This window comes from Leucobacter sp. HNU (genome assembly GCF_047946755.1).
In the GTDB taxonomy this organism is placed as follows: Bacteria; Actinomycetota; Actinomycetes; order Actinomycetales; family Microbacteriaceae; genus Leucobacter.
Genome location: NZ_CP178837.1, coordinates 2407500 through 2418785, shown reverse-complemented (window position 1 = coordinate 2418785; position 11286 = coordinate 2407500). Strand labels below are relative to the sequence as shown.

General features: G+C 70.7%; 14 protein-coding genes. 5 read left to right on the top strand and 9 right to left on the bottom strand.

The window, feature by feature from the left end:
* Window positions 1–82: 82 nt before the first annotated feature.
* From purQ to purD, 6 genes are all read right to left on the bottom strand, one after another.
* Window positions 83–787: a phosphoribosylformylglycinamidine synthase subunit PurQ gene (purQ, locus tag AB3K78_RS11935; RefSeq protein ID WP_416443510.1), complete on the bottom strand. Its 705-nt coding sequence runs from the start codon at window positions 785–787 to the stop codon at window positions 83–85.
* Complete coding sequence (gene purS / locus AB3K78_RS11930) at window positions 787–1059, bottom strand: phosphoribosylformylglycinamidine synthase subunit PurS (RefSeq protein ID WP_416443508.1); 273 nt, start codon at window positions 1057–1059, stop codon at window positions 787–789. The genes purQ and purS overlap by 1 nt, the downstream gene beginning before the upstream one ends.
* A 64-nt stretch (window positions 1060–1123) precedes the next feature.
* Window positions 1124–2008 carry a VOC family protein gene (locus tag AB3K78_RS11925; RefSeq protein ID WP_416443506.1) on the bottom strand — a complete coding sequence of 295 codons (885 nt, stop codon included), beginning with the start codon at window positions 2006–2008 and terminating at the stop codon, window positions 1124–1126.
* 96 nt (window positions 2009–2104) lie between these two features.
* A complete protein-coding gene (locus AB3K78_RS11920) occupies window positions 2105–2512 on the bottom strand; it encodes a VOC family protein (protein WP_416443504.1) in 408 nt (135 codons plus the stop codon).
* Window positions 2513–2581: 69 nt separating this feature from the next.
* Window positions 2582–3475 (bottom strand): phosphoribosylaminoimidazolesuccinocarboxamide synthase, encoded by an 894-nt coding sequence (locus tag AB3K78_RS11915; RefSeq protein WP_416443502.1) that lies wholly within the window; start codon window positions 3473–3475, stop codon window positions 2582–2584.
* 13 nt (window positions 3476–3488) lie between these two features.
* Window positions 3489–4754, bottom strand: coding sequence for a phosphoribosylamine--glycine ligase (gene purD, locus AB3K78_RS11910; protein WP_416443500.1), 1266 nt, complete (start codon window positions 4752–4754; stop codon window positions 3489–3491).
* Between the two features lie 39 nt (window positions 4755–4793).
* Here purD and AB3K78_RS11905 point away from each other — a divergent pair, with 39 nt between their 5' ends.
* The 3 genes from AB3K78_RS11905 to tatA all read left to right on the top strand — a co-directional run bounded on the left by AB3K78_RS11905 (window position 4794) and on the right by tatA (window position 5878).
* Window positions 4794–5165, top strand: coding sequence for a sterol carrier family protein (locus AB3K78_RS11905; RefSeq protein WP_416443498.1), 372 nt, complete (start codon window positions 4794–4796; stop codon window positions 5163–5165).
* A gap of 238 nt (window positions 5166–5403) precedes the next feature.
* Complete coding sequence (locus AB3K78_RS11900) at window positions 5404–5607, top strand: hypothetical protein (RefSeq protein ID WP_416443496.1); 204 nt, start codon at window positions 5404–5406, stop codon at window positions 5605–5607.
* Between the two features lie 34 nt (window positions 5608–5641).
* The gene (gene tatA / locus AB3K78_RS11895) at window positions 5642–5878 is read left to right on the top strand and encodes a twin-arginine translocase TatA/TatE family subunit (RefSeq protein ID WP_416443494.1); all 237 of its coding nucleotides are present in this window, start codon (window positions 5642–5644) and stop codon (window positions 5876–5878) included.
* A gap of 109 nt (window positions 5879–5987) precedes the next feature.
* On the opposite strand, the gene purF is transcribed toward tatA, so the two are convergent.
* Window positions 5988–7448, bottom strand: a complete 1461-nt coding sequence (gene purF / locus AB3K78_RS11890) for an amidophosphoribosyltransferase (RefSeq protein ID WP_416443492.1) — start codon at window positions 7446–7448, stop codon at window positions 5988–5990.
* Between the two features lie 108 nt (window positions 7449–7556).
* Here purF and purM point away from each other — a divergent pair, with 108 nt between their 5' ends.
* Window positions 7557–8666, top strand: coding sequence for a phosphoribosylformylglycinamidine cyclo-ligase (purM, locus tag AB3K78_RS11885; protein WP_416443490.1), 1110 nt, complete (start codon window positions 7557–7559; stop codon window positions 8664–8666).
* 281 nt (window positions 8667–8947) lie between these two features.
* Here purM and AB3K78_RS11880 read toward each other — a convergent pair whose 3' ends face one another.
* Window positions 8948–9133: a DUF3073 domain-containing protein gene (locus tag AB3K78_RS11880; protein ID WP_046456035.1), complete on the bottom strand. Its 186-nt coding sequence runs from the start codon at window positions 9131–9133 to the stop codon at window positions 8948–8950.
* A gap of 128 nt (window positions 9134–9261) precedes the next feature.
* Between AB3K78_RS11880 and AB3K78_RS11875 the strand changes: the two genes are divergently transcribed.
* A complete protein-coding gene (locus AB3K78_RS11875) occupies window positions 9262–9906 on the top strand; it encodes a hypothetical protein (protein WP_416443488.1) in 645 nt (214 codons plus the stop codon).
* Between the two features lie 27 nt (window positions 9907–9933).
* On the opposite strand, the gene AB3K78_RS11870 is transcribed toward AB3K78_RS11875, so the two are convergent.
* Entirely contained in the window at window positions 9934–11226 is a 1293-nt protein-coding gene (locus AB3K78_RS11870) for a DUF445 domain-containing protein (protein WP_416443486.1), read from the bottom strand.
* Window positions 11227–11286: the final 60 nt, after the last annotated feature.

Below are 11286 nucleotides of genomic sequence, written 5' to 3'. Positions count from 1 at the left end.
ACGAAGCCCGCCGCAACGACGAAGCCCGCCGGATCCTCGAGGACCCGGCGGGCTTCGTCGTCTGCGGAGATGCCCGGGGCGCTCAGACCCGCGCGGCGAGCGCCTGCACGGCACTCGTGAAGAACTTCGCCCCGTCGAGGCCCGAGCGCATCGCCTCGGGAGTATCCGGGCCGAACCCGGCCTCGACCGCGTGCTCGGGGTGCGGCATGAGGCCGACCACGTTGCCGCGCTCGTTGGTGAGACCGGCGATGTCGTTGAGGGAGCCGTTGGGGTTGACGCCCGCGTAGCGGAACGCGACGAGCCCCTCGCCCTCGATGCGCTGCAGGGTCTCGGCGTCGGCGATGTAGCCGCCGTCGCCGTTCTTCAGCGGGATGGTGATCTCCTCGCCCTGCTCGAACTCGCTCGTCCACGCGGTGCTCGCGTTCTCGACGATGAGCTTCTGATCGCGGCGGATGAACTGCTGGTGCGCGTTGCGGATCAGGCCGCCCGGCAGGAGGTGCGCCTCGACGAGGACCTGGAATCCGTTGCAGATGCCGAGCACGGGCATGCCGGCATTGGCCGCGGACACCACCTCGGTCATGATGGGCGAGACTGCGGCGATCGCGCCGGGGCGCAGGTAGTCGCCGTAACTGAAGCCGCCGGGCAGCACGATCGCGTCGACCCCCTGCAGGTCGTGATCCGCGTGCCACAGGGCCACGGCCTCGGCACCTGCGAGGCGGATCGCGCGCTGCGCGTCGCGGTCGTCGAGCGAACCGGGGAAGGTGACGACGCCGATACGGGGCGACATCACTGGGCCTCGACCGGGACGGACTCGCCGTCGACGCTGATCGCGACGACGTCCTCGATGACCGCGTTCGAGAGGATCTCGTTCGCCACGGTGCGCACCTCGGCGAGCACCTCGGGGGTGACCTCGCCGTCGACGTTCAGTTCGAACCGCTTGCCGATGCGGACGTCGTGGAAACGGCCGTGACCGAGGCGGTCCAGCGCTCCCGACGTGGCCTTGCCCTGCGGGTCGAGCAGCTCGGCCTTGGGCATGACATCAACAACAATCGTGGGCACCCGGGTCTCCGTCCATCGGCGCTGGCATCGAATCGGCGCGGTCGCGCTCCCGCCAGTCTACCGGCTACTCGGCGCCGGTCACCCGCACGCGCACGCGGTTGCGCCAGGGGTCGAGAACGGTGAGCTCCCGGCCGTCGTACTCGCGGGCGACGCCCTTCGACGCGAGGCGTTCGGAGAGCGCCCCGATGGCGTCGACGGTGGGCAGTTCGATGGTCACCTCGCCGAGGCCGAGGGCGGGGGAGCGCTCGCCCGCGCCGCGGGACTCCCAGGTGTTCATCCCGAGATGGTGGTGGTATCCGCCGGCCGAGACGAACAGGGCCTGGTCGCGCAGGGTCGCGGTGACGGCGAAGCCGAGGGTGTCGACGTAGAAGGAGCGCGCGGTCGGGATGTCGCCGACTTTCAGGTGTACGTGGCCGACCGTCGCCGGGGCATCCGTCACCGCGAGGGAGCCGGCCTCGGTGAGGTGCTCCTGCAGATAGCGGTTCGGATCGAGGGGCAGCGTGCCCATCGTGATCTCGCCGCCGTTCGCGATGCTCCAGGTGTCGCGCGGGCGATCGACGTACAGCTCCACCCCGTTGCCCTCGGGATCCGCGAAGTAGAAGGCCTCTGAAACGAGATGGTCGCTGGATCCTTGGAACCGGCTCGCGTATCGCCGTGCGACGGACACGACGACCGACGCGAGATCCGCGGCGGACTCGAACAGGAACGCCGTGTGGTAGAGCCCGGCGGCGGTCGCGGGGGCGTGCGCGAGCGCACCGTCCTGGTCGAGCACCAGGACCGGGACGCCGCGTCGGCCGAGGATCGCGGTGCCGCGCTCCTGCGCGAGCACCTCCAGGCCCATCGCCCCGTGGTAGAAGTCGAGCATGCGGTCGAGATCGGCGACGGCGAGCGTGACCGCTCCCATCGCGGTGGCGTCTGGCAGGAGGTCGGTCGGGAGCTGAGCGGTCATGTGCGGCTTTCGATGCGTGCGGTCCGTCGGGCGGCGGGGTCACTTGAACGAAACACGTGAAGCTTCATGTATATTCCGCGATTCCGGGTCGGCGGATCACGGAAGCACGTACGCGCCGCTCTCGCCCGGGTTGACCGCGATCTCCCAGCGGAACCCGTCGGGGTCGCGGAAGTAGCCCGAGTATCCGCCCCACTCCCGATGCTGCGCGGGTTGCGCGACGGCCCCCAGCGTCTCCGCGAGCGCGAGCACCGCGTCGGCCTCGGCCTCGCTCGCGACGTTGTGCGCGAGGGTGATCGGCGCGAGTCCCTCGGCCGGGGCCTCGCCGATCTCCGCGGTGAAGCCCTCGACGCTCCAGAGCGAGAGGATCAGGTGCGCGCCGACGGGCAGCATCACCACCTCGTCGTCCTCGAAGATCGGGGTCCACCCGAGGCCGTCGACGTAGAAAGCGCGGCTGCGTGCGACGTCCGCGACCGCCAGGGTGATGAAGCTGACCCGCTGTTCCATGCCGTCAGTGTCGTCGAGCCCGCCGGCCGGCGCAAGTGCCGGTCCCCGCGCTGGCGGGACGGCCGGGGGCTACGCGGTCAGGCGGTCGAGCAGCTCCTGGTAGCGCTCGCGGGTGCGCTCGACGATCTCGGCGGGCAGCACGGGAGGCACGCCCTGCTTGTCCCAGTTCGCCGCGAGCCAGTCCCGCACGATCTGCTTGTCGAAGCTGGCCAGTCGGCCGGGGCCGCCAGCGGCGTAGACCTCACCGTCCCAGTAGCGCGACGAATCGCTCGTGAGGACCTCGTCGGCGAGCACCAGCTCACCGGTGACGGGGTCGATGCCGAACTCGAACTTCGTGTCGGCGAGGATCACGCCGCGCTCGGCGGCGAGCTCGCGCGCCGCGGTGAAGATGGTGAGCGAGGCGTCGCGCAGCGCCGTCGCCGCCTCGGCGCCGACCAGCTCGACCGAGCGCTCGAAGGTGATGTTCTCGTCGTGCTCGCCGAGCGGGGCCTTGTAGGCCGGGGTGTAGATCGGCTCGGCGAGCAGGTCGCCATCGGCGATCCCCTCGGGCAGCTCGATGCCGCAGACCGCCCCGGTGCGCGCGTACTCGGCGTAGCCGGATCCGGTCAGCGCACCCCGCACGACGCACTCGATGGGGTGCATCTCGAGGCGGCGGCCGACGACTGCGCGGTCGGCGACCTCGGCGGGCACCGCCGGGACGCCCTCGGTGCCGGCCGGCACCAGGTGGTTGGGCATCTCGATCCGGTCGAACCACCAGTTCGAGAGCCCGGTGAGCAGTGCGCCCTTGCCGGGGATCTCGGGATCGAGCACGTGGTCGAACGCGCTGACCCGGTTGCTCGCCACCACGAGCAGCACGGGGGAGTCGTCGCGGGTGCGCCCTTCGGGTACGTACAGGTCGCGGACCTTGCCCGAGTAGACGTGGGTCCACCCGGCGAGCTCGAGCGGTGCGGGGAGCTGGGTCACGGGATCCTCCTGGTCAGTTCGCGACGCGCGCGGCGATGTCGGTGCGGTGCTGGCCGCCCTCGAGCCCGATGCGGCCGACCGCGTCGTAGGCGCGGGCACGGGCCGCGGCGAAGTCCTCGCCCCGCGCGACGACGCCGAGGACGCGGCCGCCGGTCGCGATCCAGCCGCCGTCGTCGGTGCGCGCGGTGGCCGCGTGCACGAGGTGCACGCCGGGCACCTCGGCGGCCGCGTCGAGCCCGGTCAGCTCGCGGCCGGTGACGACGTCGCCCGGATAGCCTTCGCTCGCGACCACGACGATCACGGCGGGCTCCTCGGAGAAATCGGGGGCCGGCAGCTCTGCGAGGGCGCCCTGCGCCGAAGCGAGCAGGTACCGGCTCAGCGGAGACTCGAGGCGGGCGAGCACGACCTGCGTCTCGGGGTCGCCGAAGCGCGCGTTGAACTCGATGACGCGCACGCCCTTCGACGTGACGATGAGTCCGCAGTAGAGCAGGCCCGAGAACGGGGTGCCCTCGGCCTCGAGCTGGCGCACGGTGGGCAGCGCGACGGTGCGGGTGATCTCCTCGACGAACGCGTCGACCCCGCCCGGCAGCCACGGCAGTGGCGAGTAGGCGCCCATGCCGCCCGTGTTGGGGCCCGCGTCGCCGTCGAAGATGCGCTTGTAGTCCTGCGCCGGGGTGAGCGGCAGCACGTCGTGGCCGTCGGCGAAGAAGAAGAGCGAGACCTCCTGCCCGTCGAGGAACTCCTCGATCAGGACCTCGCCGTGCGGTGCCCAGGTGGCGACGTGGTCGAGTGCGGCGGCGCGATCCTCGGTCACCAGGACGCCCTTGCCCGCGGCGAGGCCGTCCGCCTTGACCACGTAGGGGGCGCCGAACTCGTCGAGCACGGAGCCGGCCTCCTCGGCCGACGCGACGCGGGCCGCGCGGCCGGTCGGCACGCCCGCCTCGTCCATGATCCGCTTCGCGAACGCCTTGGACCCCTCGAGCTGGGCCGCGGCCGCATCCGGCCCGAACACCGGCACGCCCGCGGCGCGGATCGGATCTGCGACTCCTGCGACGAGCGGGGCCTCGGGGCCGACGACGACGAGGTCGAAGCCGCGCTCGCGCACGAACGCCGCGACCGCATCGGGGTCGGTGTAGGCGAGCTCGGGCGTCTCGATGCCTTCCGCCGCGATGCCGGCATTGCCGGGAGCGCAGACGATCTCGTGCTCGGCCGCTTCGGCGAGCAGGGCGCGGACGATGGCGTGTTCGCGGGCACCCGGGCCCAGCACGAGGATCTTCACCGCTCCAGAGTACCGGGAGCCGGCTCTAGAGTGGATCGCATGGCGAAGCGCAGGATCGGGGACGGCGAGGGGCGCGCGGCCGTGCGCGCGGTGCTCGAGGGCGCGACGGACCGGAGCAACCGGGCCACGGCCGTGCGGTTCCTGCTGGAGGAGCTCGCCGAGCGGGCTCCGGGCAACGCGGTCGAGGTGCGCGTGCCGCCCTTCGGGGCCGTGCAGTGCGTCGCCGGACCGAAGCACACCCGCGGGACGCCCCCGAGCGTCATCGAGACCGATCCCGAGACCTGGATCGCGCTCGGCACGGGCGGGCTCGCCTGGGAGGACGCGCTCGGCAGCACTCGCGTCGTCGCGTCGGGCCTGCGCACCGATCTCGCGCTGCTGCTGCCGCTGATCCGGCCGACCTGGCTCGGGTGAACCGGGTCCCGCCCGCGGCGCCGGATCCGGTTCACAGGCGAACCTGAGACAATAGGGGTATGAGTACCGCCGATGCCGTGATCCCCGAGTCCGCCGACTCGGCCCAGCCGACCGCGCCAGAGGGAGCCGATGCGGCCGCCCCGGTCGCGGCCGCCACGGTCACCGAGGTCGAGGTGGGCGTGCGCCGCTCGGTCCGCTACGGCCGGGTCGTCGTCGGCTTCGCGATCCTGGGGGCCTGGTGGGCGCGATCGCCTGCCTGTTCCTCCCCATCCAGAACAACCCAGCGGTGGGCGAGTACTCCATGGCGCAGGTCGCCGGGTTCACCGGCATGATCGGCGCGGGAATCGGCCTGATGCTCGGCGGGATCCTCGCCGTCGTCCTCGGCGCCGTCGCACGTCGGCGAACGGGTTCTGCCACGGCAGAGCTGACTGACGTACGATAGAACACAGACCTCGACTCGATCGGAGCGATCCCACATGCTTGGCAACCTGAGCGGATGGCACTTCGTCATCATCCTCTTCATCATCCTGCTGCTCTTCGGCGCGCCGAAGCTGCCGGCGCTCGCCAAGAGCCTGGGCCAGTCCGCCCGGATCCTCCGCAAGGAGGTCTCGAGCGATGCCGACAAGCCGGCGGAGGGCACCGATGCCGATCCCGCGGTGAAGTCGGAGGCGGCGCAGGCCGATCCGGCGAAGTCGGAACCCGAGAAGCCGTAGGCCTCTCCCCGAATCGCGAAAGCGGGCGGTCACCCTCGGGTGGCCGCCCGCTTTCGCGATTCGGGGAGCGCTGGGGCGGGTGTCGTCCGGAACCGCAGCCCCGACGCGACTAGCTGCTCTGGCTCGACTCCACCCAGGCGAGGTACTCCTCGTCGACGTTGCCGGCGATGTACTCGCCGGTGAAGCAGCTCTGCTCGAGGCGGGTCACCCGGTCCTGGCCCGCGAGGATCGCGCGATCCATGCCCTCGACGGTCTGGTAGATGAGGTGGTCGGCGCCCAGTTCGGCCGCGATCTCCTCGGAGGTGCGACCGTGCGCGATGAGCTCGGCGCGGGTCGGCATGTTGATTCCGTACACGTGGGGGAACAGCACCGGAGGAGCGGCCGAGGCGAAGGTGACCGACTTGGCCCCGGCTGCGCGGGCCATCTCGACGATCTCGCGGGAGGTGGTGCCGCGCACGATCGAGTCGTCGACGAGCAGCACGTTCTTGCCGCGGAACTCGGCGTGCATCGCGTTCAGCTTCTGCCGGACGCTGCGCTTGCGCACCGCCTGGCCTGGCATGATGAACGTGCGCCCGACGTAGTGGTTCTTGAAGAAGCCCTCGCGGTAGGGCACGCCGAGGCGCTGCGCGAGCTGCATCGCGCTCGGACGGCCCGAGTCGGGAATCGGCATGACCACGTCGATGTCGAGGTCCGGCAGCTCGGCGCGGACCTGGTCGGCGAGCTCGTCGCCGAGCCGCAGGCGGGCCTCGTAGACCGAGATCCCGCTGAGCACCGAGTCGGGGCGCGCGAGGTAGATGTACTCGAAGGCGCACGGCACGAGCTCGGGGTTCTGCGCGCACTGGCGCGACGACATCTTGCCATCGGGCGAGATGAGGATCGCCTCGCCCGGCTCGACGTCGCGCACGACCTCGTAGCCGCCGGATTCGAGCACGAGCGACTCGGAGGCGACGACCCAGTCGTCGCCGTTCTCGCTGTCGCGGCGACCCAGCACGAGCGGACGGATGCCCTTGGGATCGCGGAACGCCAGCAGGCCGTGGCCGGCGATCATGGAGATCACGGAGTAGGAGCCCTCGATCCTGCGGTGCACGCGCGCGACCGCGTCGAACACCTGATCGATGCCGAGCGACGAGAGCCCGCGGATGCCCGACTGGAGCTCGTTGGCGAGCACGTTGAGCAGCAGCTCGGTATCGGAGTGCGTGTTGAGGTGCCGTCGGTCGACGTTGTAGAGCTCGGCGGTGAGCTCGCGCGTGTTCGTCAGGTTGCCGTTGTGCACGAGGATGATGCCGTAGGGGGCGTTCACGTAGAACGGCTGCGCTTCTTCCTCGCGGTGCGCGTCGCCGCGCGTCGCATAGCGCACGTGGCCGAGGCCGACATTGCCCATGAGCGCGCGCATGTCACGGGTGCGGTAGGCCTCGCGCACCTGCCCGCGGGCCTTGACCATGTGGAACTGGTCGCCCTCGGCGGTGGCGATGCCCGTCGAGTCCTGGCCGCGATGCTGCAGCAGCAGCAGGCTGTCGTAGATCTGCTGATTGACGGGATCCGATGAGACGATGCCGACGATGCCACACATGCTGCGTGTGTTCCCCTAACGAGACGGGCGGGAGGCCACGGAAACGAGACTCCGACCAGTCTCCCACATCCGGCCTGTGCGGGGACCACGACCGGGTACGCTGGCAGGGTGAGCGAGAACTCGTCGATCTATGCCCAGTCCGGAGTCGATACAGCTGCGGGTGACCTCGCCGTCGAACTGATGAAGTCCGCGGTGGCGCGGACCCACGGCCCCGAGGTGATCGGCGGGGTGGGCGGCTTCGCCGGCCTCTTCGACGCCTCGGCGCTCAAGGAATACCGCCGCCCGCTGCTCGCGAGCGCGACGGACGGCGTCGGCACCAAGGTCGCGATCGCGCAGGCCATGGACATCCACCACACCATCGGCCAGGACCTCGTCGCGATGATCGTCGACGACATCGTCGTGGTCGGCGCGAAGCCGCTCGCCATGACCGACTACATCGCCTGCGGCAAGGTCGTGCCGCAGCGCATCGCCGACATCGTGCGCGGCATCGCCGAGGCCTGCGAAGCGACGGGCACCGCCCTCGTGGGCGGCGAGACCGCCGAGCACCCCGGCCTGCTCGGCGTCGACGACTACGATGTGGCCGGCGCAGCCGTCGGCGTGGTCGAGGCCGACCGCGTGCTCGGTCCCGAGCGGGTCACGGACGGCGACGTCGTGCTCGCGATGGGCGCGTCCGGTCTGCACTCCAACGGCTTCTCGCTCGTGCGCCACATCCTGGCGGAGCGCGGCATCGGCTATACCGATCACAGCGCCGAACTCGGGTCGAGCTACGGCGAGGCGCTGCTCGTGCCGACCGCGCTCTACACCTCGCCGCTGCTCCGCGCGCTCGAGGATCCCGCGCTCGACGGCGCGATCCACGCGCTCAGCCACGTCACCGGCGGCGGGATCGCGGCGAACCTCGCCCGCGTGCTGCCGGTCGGCTCCTGGACCGAGGTCGATCGCGCCAGCTGGTCGCCGCTGCCCGTGTTCCGCCACCTCGCGGACCTGGGCGGGCACGCCCTCGACTCGGTCGAGGGCGCGTGGAACCTCGGCATCGGCATGTTCGCGGTGGTCGAGGCCGCGCGCGCCGAGGGCGTCGCCGAGCGGCTGCGCGCCGAGGGGCTCACGGTCTGGCAGACGGGCACCGTCTCGACCGCGGCTCGCGACTTCGCCGGATTCGAGCAGGGCGCCAAGGGCGTCGACGGCGGTGCGGTGCGCCTCACCGGAGCATTCGCCGGCTGACCTCGCCGTCCGGGGCGTCCGAGGGCCGTCCGGGCCGGACGGTCCTGCCCGGATCCCTCGTGCCGGGGTCCTGACGTTCGGGTGCGGCGAATGGCGGCTTCGCGCGACGAGCAAGCACCATTCGCCGCATCCGAACCGGCGGGGTCGGCCCCGCCGGTCGCTCGTGAAACACGAAACCGTGCGATCACGAACGTCGGGGACGTGATCGCACGGTCTCGTGCGTGTGAAACGACGAACGCCCCGTCGCACGGGGCGTTCGGCTCAGAGGGTGAGGACCCGCCTCACTTCTCCTCTTCGTCGCCGGAGTCGTCGTTGTACTTGTCAGCGTATTCGGCCCACGCATCTTCGTCCGAATGCTGCCCCGCCGCGAGCTCCCGCTCCAGCTGAGACAGGTCGGTGTTGGGGCTGAAGTACTTCAGCTCCCGTGCGACCTTGGTGTGCTTTGCCTTTTGACGGCCGCGCCCCATGCGTGACCCCTTACACATTCGGGCCCCGCGAAAGAATGTTCCGCGAGGCATGGACCTGACAATATCGACGTATGGGCGCAAGCTTATCACGGACCGCTTCCCCCACGCCCGCGAGCTAGCATGATCGCGTGAGTGCAACCCAGCCCAGACGCCGCCCGACCCGAGTGATCCTGATCGCCGTGCTCGCGGTCGCCGTCGTCGTGCTCGTCGTTGTCGTCGCGATCCTCGTGCCGATCCTGACGCACCAGAGCGCGGGCGGGTCCGGGCAAGCGGTGCCGCAGGGCTTCGCGAGCGAGTCGAGCGCCACGGGCGCGGACGGCCGGACCCGCACCATCGAAGTGCGGACTCCCGATGGGAAGCCCGCGGATCTCGCGCGCGTCGCGCCGGGCAGCGAGCTCGTGGTGACCGGCACGGGGTTCGATGCGTCGATCGGCATATACGTCGGAGTGTGCGCGATTCCGGCCGAGTCCGGCCGCAAGCCGTCCCCGTGCCTCGGCGGGATCCCGAAGGGCGCCGAGCAGGGGAAGGCCGCGAAGGAGGGCGCCCAGCCGAGCGTCTGGATCACCGACGACTGGGCGTGGAAAGCGTTCGCCAGCCACGGCTACGCCGATGCCGCGAAGGGGGCCTTCACCGCCCGGGTGCTCGTGCCCGAGGCGAGTTCGGACGGCCTCGACTGCCGCAAGGTGGCCTGCGCCATCACCACCCGCGCCGATCACACGGCGGCTCAGGATCGGGTGCAGGACATGCAGCTGCCGATCGCCTTCGCGCAGTAGCGCGATGCGGCGCGGCGCGGCGCGGTGTCAGCCGACGAGCGGAGCGATGACGAGGGTCGCGATCGTGTAGATCGCCAGGCCGGCGAGCGAACCGACCACGGTGCCGTTGATCCGGATGAACTGCAGGTCCTTGCCGACCTGGAGCTCGATCTTCTCGGCCGCTTCGCTCGCGTCCCAGCGCTGCACCGTCTCGGTGACGACGCTCGCGATCTCGTGGCGGGAGCGCCGCACGACGTGCTCGACCGCGTTCATCACCCAGACATCGATCTTGTACTGCAGCGTCGCGTCCTCGAGCAGGCGCCGCCCGAAGTCCTGCATCGCGGAGACCAGCCGGGTGCGCAGCTCGCTCGAGGGATCGGCGAGCATCTCGACGAGCGCGGTGCGGGCCGAGGTCCAGGTGCTCGCGGCGAGAGCGCGAATGCGCGGGCTGTCGAAGATCTCGTGCTTCAGCGATTCGAGCTGATCCTGCAGTTCGGGCTTCTGCCCGAGATCCCGCGAGAGGTCGCGCAGGAAGCTGTTCGCGGCCGCGCGGAACGGGTGCGCTCGATCCTTCGCCACGTTCTGCGCGAAGCGCACGGCCTCGGCGTGCAGCCGATTGTCGACGAAGCGGTCGACGATGCTGGGCACCCAGCTGGGAAGACGGGAGGAGACGACCCGGTCGAAGGCCTCGGGATGCGCGACGAGCCAGTGCTCCAGGTGATCCGCGGCGATGTCGATGAGCGACTCGTGATGGCCCGCGTCGAGCACCGTCTCGAGTCCGCGACCGACCGTGGGGCCCCACTTCGGATCGATGACGTGCTTCCGCACGAGACCTTCGATCAGATCCTGCACGTCGCGATCGTCGAGGACGGTGAGCGCGGCGGTCCCGGCCTCCGAGAGGATCGCGCCCGCGCGCTCGGCATTGCCGGGATCGCGCAGCCACTCTCCCGCCATTCGCGCACCGCTGATCTCGGACAGCTTGGCATGGACGACCTCGTCGGCGAGGAAGTTCTCCTCGATGAAGGATCCGAGACCCTCGCCGATCTCGTCCTTCTTGTTCGAGATGAGATTGGTGTGGGGGATCCGGAGGCCGAGGGGATGCCGGAACAGGGCGGTGACGGCGAACCAGTCGGCCAGTGCGCCGACCATGCCGCCCTCGCTGGCGGCGCGCACGTACCCCAGCCAGGGCAACCGCTGCTGCAGGGCGAACGAGATGACGAAGACCACCCCCATCGCGATGAGGAGTCCCAGCGCGATCGCCTGCATGCGCCGCAACTGAGCCAGACGCTCGAAGTCCGCTGGGGTGACGGCACCGAGGGTGCGGCGGGTGCGAATGGGCATTGCAGCATTATCCACCCGCACGGAGCCGCCGTGTCACCCGCGCATGGAAGAATGTGGCCC